The sequence below is a fragment of the Vibrio rotiferianus CAIM 577 = LMG 21460 genome, assembly GCF_002741985.1.
Classification (GTDB): domain Bacteria; phylum Pseudomonadota; class Gammaproteobacteria; order Enterobacterales; family Vibrionaceae; genus Vibrio; species Vibrio rotiferianus.
The window spans coordinates 241,599-258,014 of the sequence record NZ_APHW01000111.1 but is presented as its reverse complement, the minus strand read 5'-3'; the positions used below and the strand labels follow the sequence as shown (position 1 = coordinate 258,014).

The 16,416-nt window shown below is 45.6% G+C and carries 13 protein-coding genes, 1 tRNA gene, 2 rRNA genes and 1 pseudogene; 14 read left to right on the top strand and 3 right to left on the bottom strand.

Annotated features, from left to right (window positions below; all coding sequences use genetic code 11):
• The 3 genes from B853_RS25900 to B853_RS25890 form a co-directional block, all read left to right on the top strand.
• Positions 1-2,175: ribosomal RNA gene (locus B853_RS25900) — 23S ribosomal RNA — on the top strand; the annotation flags it as partial.
• Between the two features lie 88 nt (positions 2,176-2,263).
• Positions 2,264-2,380, top strand: a 5S ribosomal RNA gene (gene rrf / locus B853_RS25895).
• A gap of 70 nt (positions 2,381-2,450) precedes the next feature.
• Positions 2,451-2,541: transfer RNA gene (locus B853_RS25890), tRNA-Ser, on the top strand.
• A gap of 332 nt (positions 2,542-2,873) precedes the next feature.
• Here the strand turns inward: B853_RS25890 and B853_RS25885 are convergent.
• The gene (locus B853_RS25885; protein ID WP_005530256.1) at positions 2,874-3,230 is read right to left on the bottom strand and encodes a YibL family ribosome-associated protein; all 357 of its coding nucleotides are present in this window, start codon (positions 3,228-3,230) and stop codon (positions 2,874-2,876) included.
• Positions 3,231-3,314: 84 nt separating this feature from the next.
• The gene (locus tag B853_RS25880; protein WP_038883184.1) at positions 3,315-4,310 is read right to left on the bottom strand and encodes a 2-hydroxyacid dehydrogenase; all 996 of its coding nucleotides are present in this window, start codon (positions 4,308-4,310) and stop codon (positions 3,315-3,317) included.
• A 174-nt stretch (positions 4,311-4,484) separates the two neighbouring features.
• On the opposite strand from B853_RS25880, the gene B853_RS25875 reads away from it, so the two are divergent.
• A complete protein-coding gene (locus B853_RS25875) occupies positions 4,485-4,967 on the top strand; it encodes a L,D-transpeptidase family protein (RefSeq protein ID WP_010453309.1) in 483 nt (160 codons plus the stop codon).
• 20 nt (positions 4,968-4,987) lie between these two features.
• On the opposite strand, the gene B853_RS25870 is transcribed toward B853_RS25875, so the two are convergent.
• Complete coding sequence (locus B853_RS25870) at positions 4,988-5,704, bottom strand: glycerophosphodiester phosphodiesterase family protein (protein WP_038883185.1); 717 nt, start codon at positions 5,702-5,704, stop codon at positions 4,988-4,990.
• A 256-nt stretch (positions 5,705-5,960) separates the two neighbouring features.
• Between B853_RS25870 and B853_RS25865 the strand changes: the two genes are divergently transcribed.
• The 10 genes and pseudogenes from B853_RS25865 (at position 5,961) to B853_RS25820 (ending at position 16,355) form a co-directional block, all read left to right on the top strand.
• Positions 5,961-6,914 carry a lactate/malate family dehydrogenase gene (locus B853_RS25865; protein WP_038883186.1) on the top strand — a complete coding sequence of 318 codons (954 nt, stop codon included), beginning with the start codon at positions 5,961-5,963 and terminating at the stop codon, positions 6,912-6,914.
• Between the two features lie 162 nt (positions 6,915-7,076).
• The gene (locus B853_RS25860; protein WP_010453303.1) at positions 7,077-7,742 is read left to right on the top strand and encodes a response regulator transcription factor; all 666 of its coding nucleotides are present in this window, start codon (positions 7,077-7,079) and stop codon (positions 7,740-7,742) included.
• A complete protein-coding gene (locus B853_RS25855) occupies positions 7,742-9,115 on the top strand; it encodes a sensor histidine kinase (protein WP_038883188.1) in 1,374 nt (457 codons plus the stop codon). The genes B853_RS25860 and B853_RS25855 overlap by 1 nt, the downstream gene beginning before the upstream one ends.
• Before the next feature lie 205 nt (positions 9,116-9,320).
• Positions 9,321-11,402: a TonB-dependent siderophore receptor gene (locus B853_RS25850; RefSeq protein WP_038883189.1), complete on the top strand. Its 2,082-nt coding sequence runs from the start codon at positions 9,321-9,323 to the stop codon at positions 11,400-11,402.
• Between the two features lie 74 nt (positions 11,403-11,476).
• Entirely contained in the window at positions 11,477-12,244 is a 768-nt protein-coding gene (locus tag B853_RS25845; protein WP_038883191.1) for a DUF3450 domain-containing protein, read from the top strand.
• Positions 12,245-13,612 carry a MotA/TolQ/ExbB proton channel family protein gene (locus B853_RS25840; RefSeq protein ID WP_038883194.1) on the top strand — a complete coding sequence of 456 codons (1,368 nt, stop codon included), beginning with the start codon at positions 12,245-12,247 and terminating at the stop codon, positions 13,610-13,612.
• Complete coding sequence (locus tag B853_RS25835) at positions 13,612-14,166, top strand: MotA/TolQ/ExbB proton channel family protein (RefSeq protein ID WP_038883196.1); 555 nt, start codon at positions 13,612-13,614, stop codon at positions 14,164-14,166. Before B853_RS25840 ends, B853_RS25835 begins: the two co-directional genes overlap by 1 nt.
• Positions 14,163-14,567, top strand: coding sequence for an ExbD/TolR family protein (locus tag B853_RS25830; RefSeq protein WP_005432634.1), 405 nt, complete (start codon positions 14,163-14,165; stop codon positions 14,565-14,567). Before B853_RS25835 ends, B853_RS25830 begins: the two co-directional genes overlap by 4 nt.
• A complete protein-coding gene (locus tag B853_RS25825) occupies positions 14,567-15,187 on the top strand; it encodes an energy transducer TonB (RefSeq protein WP_038883197.1) in 621 nt (206 codons plus the stop codon). The genes B853_RS25830 and B853_RS25825 overlap by 1 nt, the downstream gene beginning before the upstream one ends.
• A pseudogene (locus B853_RS25820) lies at positions 15,184-16,355 on the top strand (tetratricopeptide repeat protein). The gene B853_RS25825 and the pseudogene B853_RS25820 overlap by 4 nt, the downstream one beginning before the upstream one ends.
• Positions 16,356-16,416 lie beyond the last annotated feature (61 nt).

The window sequence follows — 16,416 nt, the reverse complement described above, 5'->3', positions numbered from 1 at the left end:
GAACCGACTAATGTTGAAAAATTAGCGGATGACTTGTGGCTAGGGGTGAAAGGCCAATCAAACCTGGAGATAGCTGGTTCTCCCCGAAAGCTATTTAGGTAGCGCCTCGGACGAATACTACTGGGGGTAGAGCACTGTTAAGGCTAAGGGGGGGGTCATCCCGACTTACCAACCTTTGCAAACTCCGAATACCAGTAAGTACTATCCGGGAGACACACGGCGGGTGCTAACGTCCGTCGTGGAGAGGGAAACAACCCAGACCGCCAGCTAAGGTCCCAAATTATAGCTAAGTGGGAAACGATGTGGGAAGGCTTAGACAGCTAGGATGTTGGCTTAGAAGCAGCCATCATTTAAAGAAAGCGTAATAGCTCACTAGTCGAGTCGGCCTGCGCGGAAGATGTAACGGGGCTAAGCTATAAACCGAAGCTGCGGCAATGAAGTTTACTTCATTGGGTAGGGGAGCGTTCTGTAAGCCGTTGAAGGTGAGTTGTAAAGCTTGCTGGAGGTATCAGAAGTGCGAATGCTGACATGAGTAACGATAAAGGGGGTGAAAAACCTCCTCGCCGGAAGACCAAGGGTTCCTGTCCAACGTTAATCGGGGCAGGGTAAGTCGACCCCTAAGGCGAGGCCGAAAGGCGTAGTCGATGGGAAACGGGTTAATATTCCCGTACTTCTTACAATTGCGATGGGGGGGGACGGAGAAGGCTAGGTGGGCCTGGCGACGGTTGTCCAGGTTCAAGTGTGTAGGCTGAAGAGTTAGGTAAATCCGGCTCTTCTTAAGGCTGAGACACGACGTCGAGCTACTACGGTAGTGAAGTCATTGATGCCATGCTTCCAGGAAAAGCCTCTAAGCTTCAGATTGTAAGGAATCGTACCCCAAACCGACACAGGTGGTCGGGTAGAGAATACCAAGGCGCTTGAGAGAACTCGGGTGAAGGAACTAGGCAAAATGGTACCGTAACTTCGGGAGAAGGTACGCTCTCGACGGTGAAGTCCCTCGCGGATGGAGCTATTGAGAGTCGCAGATACCAGGTGGCTGCAACTGTTTATTAAAAACACAGCACTGTGCAAAATCGTAAGATGACGTATACGGTGTGACGCCTGCCCGGTGCCGGAAGGTTAATTGATGGGGTTAGACTTCGGTCGAAGCTCTTGATCGAAGCCCCGGTAAACGGCGGCCGTAACTATAACGGTCCTAAGGTAGCGAAATTCCTTGTCGGGTAAGTTCCGACCTGCACGAATGGCGTAATGATGGCCACGCTGTCTCCACCCGAGACTCAGTGAAATTGAAATCGCTGTGAAGATGCAGTGTACCCGCGGCTAGACGGAAAGACCCCGTGAACCTTTACTACAGCTTGGCACTGAACATTGACCCTACATGTGTAGGATAGGTGGGAGGCTTTGAAACCAGCACGCCAGTGTTGGTGGAGCCGTCCTTGAAATACCACCCTTGTAGTGTTGATGTTCTAACGTCGACCCCTTATCGGGGTTACGGACAGTGCCTGGTGGGTAGTTTGACTGGGGCGGTCTCCTCCCAAAGCGTAACGGAGGAGCACGAAGGTGGGCTAATCACGGTTGGACATCGTGAGGTTAGTGCAATGGCATAAGCCCGCTTGACTGCGAGAATGACAATTCGAGCAGGTGCGAAAGCAGGTCATAGTGATCCGGTGGTTCTGAATGGAAGGGCCATCGCTCAACGGATAAAAGGTACTCCGGGGATAACAGGCTGATACCGCCCAAGAGTTCATATCGACGGCGGTGTTTGGCACCTCGATGTCGGCTCATCACATCCTGGGGCTGAAGTCGGTCCCAAGGGTATGGCTGTTCGCCATTTAAAGTGGTACGCGAGCTGGGTTTAGAACGTCGTGAGACAGTTCGGTCCCTATCTGCCGTGGGCGTTGGAAGATTGAAGGGGGCTGCTCCTAGTACGAGAGGACCGGAGTGGACGAACCTCTGGTGTTCGGGTTGTGTCGCCAGACGCATTGCCCGGTAGCTAAGTTCGGAATCGATAACCGCTGAAAGCATCTAAGCGGGAAGCGAGCCCTGAGATGAGTCTTCCCTGATACTTTAAGTATCCTAAAGGGTTGTTCGAGACTAGAACGTTGATAGGCAGGGTGTGTAAGCGTTGTGAGGCGTTGAGCTAACCTGTACTAATTGCCCGTGAGGCTTAACCATACAACACCCAAGGGGTTTTGATGGACTCAATGTAAGAACATTGAATGTGTTAAGAACTGAAAACAGCTTTCCAGAATTAAAGAATTTGCTTGGCGACCATAGCGATTTGGACCCACCTGATTTCCATTCCGAACTCAGAAGTGAAACGAATTAGCGCCGATGGTAGTGTGGGGCTTCCCCATGTGAGAGTAGGACATCGCCAGGCTTTAAATATCGTTACCTGTATAAACAAGTAACAACATCACCAGTGTACTAATCTGTTGATGACAATTTGTGGAGAGATGGCTGAGTGGTTGAAAGCACCGGTCTTGAAAACCGGCATACGTTAATAGCGTATCTAGGGTTCAAATCCCTATCTCTCCGCCACTACACAGAAAGCCCGTTGAGAAATCAACGGGCTTTCGTCATTTCTGACGTTTGAGAATTAGACGGGGTTTGCATCAAATCTCTAGTCGATCGAGTCCCAAATCTCAGAACGATTAAGAAGTCTCGCTAGAAATAGCGGGGCTTTTGTCGTTTTTAGTATTTGGAAATTAGCTAAAGCTTTGCCACTACGAGAATTTGAAAACGAACAGGTTGCAGTGTCACTCACTATCTATAATGGTGATTTTTCTAAGCTTAACTTTATGAATTTTAGGCACAAAAAAGCCCAAGCTAAGCAGCTTGGGCTTTTTAATATCTGTTGTTTAAAAGAGTGATTAGAACTCTTTCGGAGCAAAACCTGTCATTACGTCTAGGCGCAATTCTTTACCCACTTTTGTTAATGGGTGAACGATAACTAGACCACGAACACGCTTCTTAAGCTTACCAATGTCTGCTTGCTCAGCTTTTGTGATTTCACGAGAAAATGGCATATCAAGCAGGCTCTTACGCTCTTTGTTAAGTTCGTATGTTTGCTTGTGCTTAAGTTGGTTAAGTTTCTTCGTTAGATCGTCAACTTCATTCGTGAACTTAGTAATCATTTCATGATCACCACGAGAACGTGCCGCATCCAGTTTGCGTTGGCAAGTATCTAAACGGTTGTGCAGCTTTTGAATATCGGTTTTTATGCTCATGGTAATTGGACTCAAATTTTTAATGGTCGAGGAGTATAGCATAGCTGAAATTCAACGCTCTACTATACTGCTCGATCTATTGATTTAGTTGATCAGTTCATTGCCTGACGCATTGCCCGCAAAGAAAGCATCAACGTTGTTTAAAGTTACTGAAGCTATGTTGTTCAGCGCTTCATGAGTCAAGAAGGCTTGGTGCCCTGTGAACAATACGTTGTGACAAGCGGATAGGCGGCGGAACACGTCATCGACAATTACGTCGTTTGATTTGTCTTGGAAGAATAGGTCTTTTTCATTGTCATACACGTCTAAACCTAGTGCGCCAATTTTGCCCTGTTTTAGTGCTTCAATAGCGGCGACTGAATCAAGCAATTCACCACGGCTAGTATTAATGATCATGACGCCATCTTTCATTTGAGAGAAGGCTTGATCATTCAATAAGTGGTAGTTTTCTTCGCTCATAGGGCAATGGAGAGAAATGACGTCTGCGTTGGCGTAAATTTCTTCGAGAGAACAGTAGCGAGCGCCCATTTCTAGTGCAAGTGGGTTTTCATAAGGGTCATAGCAAAGCAGTTCCATGCCTAAGCCTTTGAAGATACGCATAGTCGCGATACCAATTTTACCGGTGCCAACAATGCCTACGGTTTTTCCATAGAAGTTGAAACCGACCAAGCCTTCTAGGTTGAAGTTTGCATCACGTGTACGCTGATACGCTTTATGTAGTCGGCGATTCAGGCACATCATCATACCGACCGTATGCTCAGCGACGGCTTCTGGGGAATAGGCTGGAACGCGAACTACTTGCAGGCCTAGCTCCTTTGCAGCCTCTAAATCTACTTTGTCAAAACCAGCACAGCGCATAGCGATAAGCTTAGTACCGTTTAGAGAAAGCTGTTTAAGTACAGGTGCAGATAAGTCATCGTTAACGAAGGCACATACCACTTCACAACCTTGCGCCATTTTCGCTGTTTTAGAGGTCAATCGAAAATCGTGATAGTGGAACTCGAAGTCCCGATGATTTTTGATTTTATTGAAAGAGGCTTCGTCATAGGATTTTGCACTGAAAAAAGCGATGTTAAGCATAATACCCTCTCTATTTGTGCTGAATTTATAAAGTAATCTCCTTATAAAGTAATATAACTTGGTTGCAATAAGTAGTGATATTTGTACATATTAAGTTTGCTTTGGTATTACCTTATGATTAGCATGGCTGCTCTTTGGTGTTCCCTTAAGTTGTAAGAGTTAGGCGTTCTGGCGATGTCAGTAAAATGGTTGTCTTTAATCTTGTGTTGTTTTTTTATCCCTCTTACGCAGGCTGCTGTAGATTTGGTCAAAGTAGACAAATCTAAGCGCAGAATGTACCTAATGGAAAATGGCGAGGTGGTGAAAGAATACCGAATTGCGTTAGGCGCTAATCCCAAAGGACACAAACAGCAAGAAGGGGATAATAGAACCCCAGAAGGTGATTACACCCTAGATTATGTGATTAATGATTCTGCTTTCTATCGTTCTGTCCACATCAGTTACCCAGATGCGATTGACCGTTTGGAGGCCCATCGACGAGGTGTATCTCCTGGTGGAGACATAAAGGTTCATGGTCTCAAGAATGGTGAGACGCAATCCCCTCAGTTTATTCAAAGCTTTGATTGGACCAATGGTTGTATCGCTATTACCAACGAAGAGATGGATGAGTTTATCAAGTTGGTCAAAATGGGAACCCCAATTACCATTGAATGGTAATGAAGTTCCAGATTCCAATATTATGAATTAGACATGAATCGGCTAGGGTGATCGCTAAAGATGCCATCCAAGGCTGGTAAGTGTTTTAGCTTATTTGGGTTGTTGACCGTATAGCACATCACCTTATAGCCCGCTTGTTGTAGTTTATTGATTTGGCGTGAACGCACCCAGTTAATATTGAGGTTGCAGCTGTAAGCATTTACCTCTTCCAACAACAGCTTATCTTGACGAGTAAAGAACTCACTTAATACTCCTAACCGATAGCCAGTACAGTGCTTGTGTAGTGCTCTAATCACATCATGACTAAAGCTTGATAAAAGGATGCGCTCATGAGCTAATGGACTTTCAGAGAGCGTTTGAGCGACTATTTGAGCAACATCTTCTGCGGAATGGTGATCGACTTTTACTTCAATATTGAGGTTCAGGTTATTTTCTGCTGCGAGCTCTAGCAGCTCTGATAATGTCATGATGGATTCATTGACAAACTCATCGCTAAACCAGCGACCAAAATCCAACGTTCGAAGTTCTGATAAGGTCATTTGGTCAACTCGACCTCGACCATTGCTACAACGGTTTACTGTGTGATCATGACAAACTACCAGTACGTTGTCTTTGGTTGGTTGAACATCTACTTCAACCCAATGCAGTCCCATATCAATGGCGGCTTGAATACTGGCTTTCGTGTTTTCTGGATACTTACCTGCCACACCTCGGTGGCCAATCAATAGCGTTGTCATATACGTCTATTCTCAATAAGAAACTGCAAAGAATTGTACTCCTTTTTCGTTTCTAGAGTCGAAATGTATGGGATTATTTTTTATTTATGAAAACAAAGAAGAAATTGCCATCATTTAAACTCGATCGAATAGAGAAAGACTAGCTTAGATAAGTATTCTAGGTATCATAAAGTAATTGGACTTTTATGCTCTCGCGGCCCACGCTTTTAGGGTGAATATTAAGAGAGGGTGTAACTATATTTTCAGGGAGAGAAGTATGAAGATTGGTGTAATTGGCGCTGGTGCCGTTGGTGTTGGAGTATGTAATTACTTACTGACCATGGGTAGCGTAAGTGAATTGGTTCTACTGGATCAGAACTTAGAGCGTGCCGAAGGGGAGGTTTTCGACTTCCGTCATACTGCTGCACTTACGTTCTCTAAAAACACTCACATTATTCCTACCGATGATTATCTAGATCTCCTAGGTGCAGATATTGTTGTGATTACTGCAGGCGCGCAGATTAAACAAGGCCAGACTCGAATCGATATTGCAGAAATTAACGCTAAGATTGGTGTTGAAATTGCTCGAAAGATTGAGCGAGTGGCTCCTAATGCAACATTGATTGTTGTTTCTAATCCTTGTGATATTGTCGCACACTTCATCGCGGCTAATACTGGTTTCGATAACAACAGAGTCATTAGCAGTGGCTGTGTGATTGATACGGCACGTTTGATGAGTATCGTCGCAAATCGTGTTGATTTGGATCCTAAGAACATTTTTGGCTACGTTCTTGGTGAACACGGTAGTAACTGCTTTACGCCTAAAAGTCTCATTTCCATCGCAGGGCAACCCGCAGACTACTACTGTGATACACACCATATAGCGCGTATTGATGCAGATGAGTTACTCGAAGCTGTCAAACAAGCTGGTTACGAGATCTTTCGCCGTAAACAAAATACGGTTCATGGTATTGCCGCGAGTGTATTTCGTATTATTCAGGCTATTAAGATTAATGAGCGTTCCGTCCTTCCTGTCGGTACTATGATGACCGGGCAATATGGGGTAGAAGGTGTGGTGCTCAGCTTACCGACAATTGTTGGTAAAAAAGGTGCAGAGTCAGTACTTACTCACCCATTTACAGAAGAAGAATTGGAAACCTTGCATTCCATTGGTAGCAACTTGCGCAGTATCGTTGAAGATGTTGCTAAAGTGACAGGTCTAAAGTGCTGATTTAGCAGATATTATATATAACGAACAAAACTTGAATTAGCTCACTGAAAAGTGGGCTTTTTTTGTACCGTTTTTCGATGTAAAAACCACAAAAACTATGGTTGTTTAATGTGTAAATGAGTAATAGAATGCGAACCATTTTTATTTGAGTGGTAATTGAACATGTCTCGAGTTTTGATCGTAGATGATGACGTTCCGTTGTGTGAATTGTTAGAGGCAGTATTGCAAGAAGAGGGTTATACCGTTTCTTCGGTGCATTGCGGTGAAAGTGCGTTGCAGTATATGGAAAAAACACCAGTTGACTTGGTTCTTCTTGATGTGATGCTGCCAAACCTAAATGGTATGCAAGTTGCTCGTCGTATTTGTCAACGCTTTGCCACTCCGATTCTGATGCTCACCGCGCTAAATGATGAGAACTCAATGTTAGATGGCTATCAAGCTGGGGCCGACCAGTACATCGGTAAGCCATTTAATGTCGCTGAGCTGTTGATGCGCATAAAAGCGATTCTTCGCCGAGTAGGTTTGGAACGTCAGCGACAAGCGATGTGCAGTACTGTGCAAAGTATTAGTGGTCAACTAAATAGCTTGCCATTGACAGGTACTGAAGCTGATTTGCTTGGTTATCTGGTTAAAAATCAGGGTATTGTGGTCTCTAAAGCTGAGTTGCAAACCGAAGTTTTAAAGAAAGAACTGAGCCCGTTTGATCGTAATCTGGATATGCATATCAGCAATATACGTCGAAAACTGGTGGAAGCGGGCTTGTCTAAACAGCATATTAAAACGTTTCGTGGTAAAGGTTATAGCTACCTAGAGGCTGTGACGAGCTAATGAAGTTTGTGTGCCCATCCTACATCGCTAAGCGCAGAGACAGCCTTGCATTTCAACTTTTTAGCTATATGACTGCCATCGTCATTAGCATTTTGGCCGTCCAAGCTGTTGCTGAGCAAGCATTGGTTAAAGCGATGCTTAAAGTTCCAGCAGCAGTCAAAACTGAAATGCTGGATTTGGCTCATCAAGCCAACGTGTTGATTGAAGACGGGGACATGGATGAATTGGCGGATTGGGCCAATGCTCAGCATTTTTATTTGTTTGTTTTAAATGAAAACCAACACCCAATAACGCATCGCCTAATGCACCCTCATTTTGAGTTTAAGTTGAAATTCAAAAGGAGTTTAGACGAGCAGCTAGAAGGTAAAGTCAGTAGACCTATTTTCAGTATTCCTCTTATTGGTAACAATAGCTTAGTCATTCAGCTACCGCACCGTTTGCACCCAGCCCATGATTTCATTCTCTACTTTTCAATACTTAAGGTAATCATTGCTGCGGTCATTTTAGCTCTCTTTTCGCTGTTGATGGCAAGGAATCTACAACAGCCTTTGGATCGACTTAGAGAAGCCAGCAATAAGCTGTCGGCTGGTGATTTCAACGTGAGCGTGGTTGCTGAACTGAAATCAAACACGCGCGAGTTCAATGAACTGGCTCGAGACTTTGATCACATGACCAAAGAGATCCACTCGTTGGCGGAAAAGCAACGTCGTCTAATCCGCGACGTGTCTCATGAGTTACGTACGCCTCTTGCCCGTCAGAATTTGGTATTACACCTGTTAAGAAAGCGTGTCGGTGATAGCGAACAGAGTCTAGTGAATCGTATGGAAGAAGAAGCCAATGAGCTTAATCATCTTATAGGAGAGATTCTGGAGTTCAGTCGGTTAGAAAATGCACGCTACGATACGGAGTTAAAACGCAGTGACTTAGAGCTCTTGCTTGCCCCTCAAGTAGAGCGTTGCAAAATAGATTTGAAAGCTGAGCAGAAGCTTTCATTTGATTGTGAAGCAACAAGAACAAAGGCACAGTGTGATGACACTTTAGTGGTTCGATGTTTAAACAATCTGATTGGTAATGCGATCAAGTACGCAGGGGAGACTGCTCAGATTGATGTTTCGTTATCGAATAAAATCGCCGATAAGCATAGTTATTTGGCGGTGACCATTTCTGATGATGGTCCCGGTATTCCAAAGGATAAGCTGTCAGATATATTTGACCCATTTACCCGCCTAGATGCATCTCGCGACAAAAAGCTCGGTGGTTATGGCCTAGGACTAGCGATAGTTAAAGAGTCGATGAGAATGATGGGGGGTAAAGTCATTGCATCTAATCGCCCTGAAGGTGGACTTGCAGTTACCTTGCTGTTCAGACAGTAGGCTAAATCATAGTGAAGGGAAAAATGTGATTTACATCTAGTTCACGAAGCAAATTGAACACTACCTCTTTACAAACCTTTACGAATGCAAAGAATGTAAATTTAATGCAAATGGTAATGGTTGTCATTTATATTCACTGCCGAAATAATTAAAAGGGAATCGCGTTGTTTAAGATGCGACCCGAAAATAGTCGGAGTGAAAGGATATGTTTACTAAGAGCCAATTGGCATTAGTGATCGGTGCGGTGTTAGCAGCGCCTGCAGTGGCAGAAGTTCAAACAACAGATGAACACCTCGTAGTTGAAGGCCGTGAATTTGGTTACAAAGCGGATACCAACACAACAGCAATGCGTATGGAAATGACGCAACTGGAAACTCCAGGGCAAGTTGCTGTTATTGATGAAGCAGTAATCGATGAGCAACGTGCAAGCACACTAGGTGAAGTTCTACAAAATGACGCGAGTGTTAGTGCGGGCGGTACAAGCCGTAACCGTGAGCGCTTCTCACTACGTGGTTTTGAACTAAGCAGCTCAGATGGCTTCCTACGCGATGGTCGTCAGCACTGGTCTCACTACCGTCAACCAATTGAGCTTTTAGAGCGAGTTGAAGTTCTTAAGGGTCCTTCAGGCCTACTTTACGGTAAGTCTGAGCCGGGTGGCCTTGTGAACATGGTTTCGAAGAAGCCAACAACAGAAACGCAAGCAAGCTTGAGCCAAGATATCGGTTCAAACGATCATTCTCGTACAGTACTAGACGTGAGTGGTGCATTGAATGAAGAAGAGACGCTACGTGCTCGCGCCATTCTTGCAAAAGAAAGCTACGGCTCATGGCGCGAATACGGTGACGGTACCGAGCCAGAAACGGACCGTGCGGTTGGTGGTTTAGTTGTGGAGTACGACATCACTGAAAACGTGATGGTTTCTGCACATTATGACCGTACCAAAGATGAAGGCAGTGTGGATTCAGGTGCTTACATCGTAGACGGTAAGCCTGTGCTTGGAGACAAGTATATTTGGGATGCACAATGGTCGAAGATCGATAACGATGTAGAAAACTACGGTATCGACATTAATGCGCAAGTTACAGATAACGTAAATGTGAAAGCGGGTTATAACCGTCAAGATTTCAAACGTTTTGATGTGGAGTCTTACCCGAAATTCGATATGTACGAAAAAGACGGTACGGTTAAGCACAAAGGTAACGAGCGTTCTGATAACTGGGTATTTGATACTGCGTACGTAGATGTGACGACAGATTTTTCACTATTTGGCACAGAAAACACCCTTTTAGTTGGCGTAAACTATCTAGATTACAGCTACGACCGTTTTATGGCGTTCCATGATCAAGCGTACGTCCCTGCGGGCGAAACCGTTGTTAAGCCAGAGCCAACAAGCTCTAAAAAGTGGCCGACCAGCGAATATGATACTTGGGGTATCTACGCGCAAAACATGATGACAATCAACGATTATTGGCAAGTACTAGCGGGTGTTCGTTACGATGAAAAGCGTAGTGATACATTAACTGAGAGCCAAGTATCACCAAAGCTGGGCGTTATCTTTCATCCTGCGAGCAACGGTTCAATCTATGTCCAGTACTCTGAAAGCTTTATGCCACAAGGTGCGGTAAGTGATACTGATTTTACCAATGATGGTGAGGAGCTAGAAGCTGAGCGCGGTATTTCTTACGAAGTAGGTACTAAATGGGAACTGTTTGATGAGCGTTTATACCTAACTGGTGCGTTGTTTGACATTACTTTGGAAAATGTTCGAATAGATGTTAACGATCCAAACAATCCTGGCATGGAACTAGCGACGCAAGATGGTGAGCAAGTGCACCGAGGTGCTGAGGTCCTAGCGCAAGGTTTCGTTACTGATGAGCTATCTCTGACTGCTTCTGCAATGTACTTAGACGCAGAATTGACTAGAAGTAAGTACTATCAAGGCAACCGTCCGGCAGACGTTCCAGAGTTTTCAGCAAGTGTTTGGTCGAGCTACAAAGTTCAGAACAACACCAACGTAAACCTGGGATTGATTTATGAAGGTGAACGCTACGGCGACGCGGCGAACACATTTAAGAAAGATGGGTATGCACGTATTGATATGGGCGTGTCATACACACACAAGTATGATGAGAAGTTGGACATAGTAACTCGATTCAACGTGGAAAACCTGTTCGATACTGACTACTTAGCAGGTGGCGGTAGCACAAATGGTGATCAAGCGGGAGCGAGTAATGTAGTGATAGGTGAGGGCCGAAACTACATGGCGACAATCCAGTTCAAATACTGATAACAATCTGATTTTTAAAGGGGAAGAAGAGTCTTCCCCTTTAGTCGTTTTTGGAAAACAGAAATATAACTCGTATGAATCTAATGAAATCAAGTATCGCTCTGTTGATCTCATCGGTTTTGATTCCCGTTCACGCGGAAAATCTTAACGATGCACAAGCAGTGCAGAGTAAAACAAACCAAGCGTCGGCAGTGAGCCAAAAGCGCATTGATGCAAGTGCAGAGAAGTCTTTGTCTCTAGAAGCTGAAATTGAGCAGCTGCAAGAAGAAGTCAGCAACTTGAAGATTTATCGCGATCACCTGTCAAATCTTGTCGATAGCCAGAATGACGAAGTCGCCAGTTTGAACGAGCAGATTGAGCAGATCGCTCAGACTCGTCAAGGCGTAGTGCCTTTGATGTATCACATGCTTGATGGCCTTAAAACGATTGTGGCGAATGATAAACCTATCCGCAAAGCACAGCGTGAAGAGCGCATTGAAAAACTTGATGCCATGATGACCCGAGCTGACGTCGCGGATGCTGAAAAATTCCGTCGAATTCTAGAAGCGTACCAAATTGAAATGGACTACGGCACTAAGATTGCTGTTTACCAAGGTAAGATCGCTTTGGACAGCAACGACCAAGTTGAAGCCGATATTCTCTACTTAGGCCGTGTGTCACTTATTGCGCGCAGCCTGTCTGGTGAGCATTTCTGGAGTTGGTCTCAGCAACAAAAAGCATGGCAAGCCGTTGCTACGGAACAGAAAGCAGAACTCGATAACGCATTTGCTATGGCGAACAAACAGATAGCACCGAGCATGCTTACTTTGCCTGTGTCTCTAAACGTTGCGGAGGGCAAATAAATGATGAAGAAATGGCTATCAGTCGCATTGATTTCTAGCGCTGCGCTTCTACCGCACACCACATTTGCAAGCGATACTTTGCTGCAGAAAGCACAGCAAGAGAACCGCCAACAGCAGTCACACAACGTGGCTCGTGAGTCTGGCTTTAAGCAAACTCAACAAGAGCTGCAAGCAATGAAAAACAAGCTTGTAGCAGAGCGTGTAGCGTTACAGGCAGAAGCTGACACGCTTGGCGTGACGTTCAGTGAAAATGAAGCAGAGCTTGCACAGCTAGAAGAAAAACTGCGCCTTGAAACAGGCAGCTTAGGTGAGTTGTTTGGTGTGGTTCGCCAAAATGCAAAAGAACTGGAAGCAGAACTTAAGCACTCTGTTACTGGTGTAGACGCAAACTCTTACCAGCAAAATATCGCCGACATTGTTGCCGCTAAATCACTACCAACATTGCCACAGCTTCAAGCAATGTGGCGCAGTATGGAAGAGCAAGTCAAAGCAAGTGGCGAGATAGCGAACGTGTCCTTCTCATTGCTTGATGGTGAAGGGCGTGAGCAAACCGTTGATGGTGTCCGCCTTGGCTCAATGGCGCTGTTGAACGATGCGGGTTACGTAAAATGGAATGGTCAACGCGGTGATGCAGTTAGCTATCTCCGCCAACCAGAGAATGGTCCAACGGCAAGCAGCGTAAAGGCTGGTGAAATCGATGCCGTAGTGATTGACCCATCTCGTGGCATTCTACTTGAGCAATTAGCAAATTCACCAACCATGGCCGATCGCCTGAACGCAGGTGGTGTGGTTGGTAAGATCATTCTTGGCTTGTTAGCGATTGGTTTGATCATCGCGTTGGTTCGCGGTGTGTCACTAATGATTGCTCGTCAGAAAATCGCCAAACAGCTTAAGAATCCAGCTCAACCAGAAGATAACCCACTCGGTCGTATCTTAGCGGTTTACCACAAAGACAAGCACCGCAGTGTAGAAGCGCTTGAGCTTCGTCTACTAGAAGCTGTCGTGGATGAGCAAACGCACCTTGAGAAAGGCCTATCAATGCTGAAACTGCTTGCTGCTCTGGCGCCGATGCTTGGTCTACTGGGTACAGTAACAGGCATGATCGAAACGTTCCAAGTGATCACTCAGTTTGGTAACGGTGACCCGAAAGTGATGGCTGGTGGTATCTCAATGGCATTGGTGACCACTGTACTTGGTCTCGTTGCAGCAATGCCGCTGCTTCTGGCACACAACGTATTAAGCTCTCAAGCAGAGAACATTCGCAATATTCTTGAGAAGCAAGGTATTGGCCTTGTGGCAGAACAAGCTGAGCGTGATATGCCAAAAGGCCAAAAAGCACCGAATACAGTAGCGGAGAACGCAGCGTAATGGAGCAGATCCTACTCAACACATTGGGTTTGATCAGTGAGGATTGGGCCTCAACCTTGATGCGCTTTATGCAGCAAGGTGGCCAAATCCTATGGTGGTTGGCAGCCGTAGTTGCGGTGTGCTGGTTACTGGTTATGGAGCGTGTTCTTTACCTAACAACGGAATTTCCAAAGGTGAAGAAACAGCTTTGTGCGCAGTGGTTAGCAAGAGCCGATCATCACTCTTGGTACGCGCATCAAATCCGCGAAGGATGGATAGCTAAAGCGCACATTGAACTGCGTCAAAACCTATCAACGATTAAAGTCCTTGTGGCCATTTGTCCAATGCTAGGTCTATTAGGAACGGTAACAGGTATGATTACGGTTTTTGATGTGATGGCCACACAAGGTAGCAGCAATCCAAAATTGATGGCTTCTGGCATTTCACTTGCGACGCTGCCAACCATGGCAGGTATGGTCGCAGCACTTGCTGGCATGTTTGTGCATGCGCGCTTAAGTAAAGTGTGTGAACGCAAAGCCCTCCAGTTAGAACAATCTTTAAGGAGTCAGAAGTGAGACTCGGACGTAGAACCAATCGACAGGATGAAGCACAGATCGACTTAACTTCGATGCTGGATATTGTCTTCATCATGTTGATCTTCTTCATTGTGACTAGCTCATTTGTGCGTGAGTCTGGTGTAGAAGTGAATCGCCCTCAAGCATCGAATGTCGTTAGTCAAAAAGATGCGGGCATTTTTATTGCGGTAACTGCTGCAAATGATGTGTACATCGATAAACGTTTGGTGGATATCGAGCGTGTGGAAGCCACCATTGAGCACCTATTGCTTGAGCAGCCAGATGCATCGCTTGTGATTCAAGCTGATGAGCATGCTTACAATGGTACGGTTGTGAAAGTTATGGATGCGGCGAAGGGCGCTGGTGTGAAGAACATTGCTTTGGCGGCGGAGAAACCTTAATGAAAAGGCTATTACTCGCGCTACCAGCATCAGTTTTGATCGCGGTGAGCTTGTTTAGCTTTATGGCGTGGATGGTCGATAAGGGCAATCAACGTGCACCTAAACCTTCGGAGGCGGTGCGCTTTGATATGGTGATGGTAGAGAATGATGCTGATGTTCAACGTCGTCAACGCTCTGTACCTGAGCAGCCTGAACCACCAGAATCGCCAGAGCCGATGGATCTGTCTCAAGCGGAAACCCAAGTAGAGCCAATGAGCCAAGTCACGCCAATCAGCGCATTGGGTTTGAATACCGCACTGGATGGTATCGCGATCAGTGCGCCGAACTTAAAAGGCAGCATGGGCAACCAACAGGCGATAATGCTTTACAGCCCAGAGCCTCGTTACCCAAGTAAAGCGGTTAAGCGGAAGATCGAAGGCTACGTGACGATGCGCTTTACTATTGATGCGACAGGTCGTCCTAAAGACATTGAAGTGATAGATGCTAAACCTAAGAGAATGTTCGAGAAAGAAGCCATTCGTGCATTGAAAAAGTCGAAGTATCAGCCGAAGGTTGAAAATGGTGTAGCGGTCGAGCGCTTTGGGCAAACCAGAAGAGTGGAGTTCAAGTTAGCTAAATGATGAAGCAATTCTTAATCGGAGCGGTATTAAGCCTGAGCGCTTTTACCACTGTCGCGAATGAACTGAGTCAGTACACGGCGACTCGTGTTCAACGTGCTCACAACCTGGCGCAAGAAGAAAAGCTGCAAGAAGCCATTTCCACGCTCGAAGGTCTCGACTTATCTCGTGAGTATGATCAAGCGTTTGTTGCTCGCATGCTGGGTATTTTCTACTGGCAGAATGAGCAAGTTAAGCCTGCTATCAAACAATTGGAGGTCGCAGTAAATAGCGATCTTTTGAATGACGAGCAAGCTTGGCAAACACGGAAAATGTTAGCGGATATGCTGTTAAATGAGCAGCAGTTTTCTAAAGCTCTGCCTCACTACTACGACTTGAGCAAATCGGTGCCAAAGACTCAAAAAGCGCACGATATTTGGTTGCGCATCGCGCAGTCTCACTATCAGTTGAGTCAATGGAACAAAGTGCTCTCTGCAATGGCTCGTTATGAGAAATTGGGCCAGCCAGATGAGATGGCGCCTCTGTCGATCAAATTGTCTGCAGAGCTTGAGCTGAAAAAGTGGAAACCTGCCATTGTTACGATTAAACGCCTGATTGCGATTGAGCCTGAGCGTGTGGAATGGTGGCGACAGCTTGTTGCTCTGTATTTACGTGTTGATGATGACAAGCGTGCTCTGGATTCTCTCGCTCTTGCAAAATTGCAAGGTGTCGCGTTGAACCAAGGTGATTTGAGGCTTCTCGCTCAGTTGTATGGCAAGCGTGGTATTCCAGAGCGAGCTGCACAAATATTAGGTGAGCTGAATGACATAAACTCAGACAGCAAACTTAAAGCACAACAAGCAACGTACTGGCAGATGGCCAAGGAATGGATAATTCGATTGCAAGTTGGCGCGTGGCTGCAAAGTTGGACCGTCAATATTACTGGAACTTGTCTCAACTGCTTGTTCAAGAGGGGCAATACAAAGATGCATTAGTTGCCTTGGACGAGGTTTCTGGGCGTAAAGCTGATGTGGCATTAGTGAAGACTCGTGCTTACTATAAGCTGAAACGTCTAGAAGATGCGCTAGCGAATGCCAAGCGCGCGAACGAGATTGAGCCATCAACTCAAGCAGAGAGTTGGGTGAAATACTTGTCTCAACTGCGCAAAGCAAAAGCGAGCCAGAATAGCTAAGTCCAATTGTAAATAGGCACGTATTGGTGCTCGAAAGACCCGGGATAACTCTCGGGTCTTT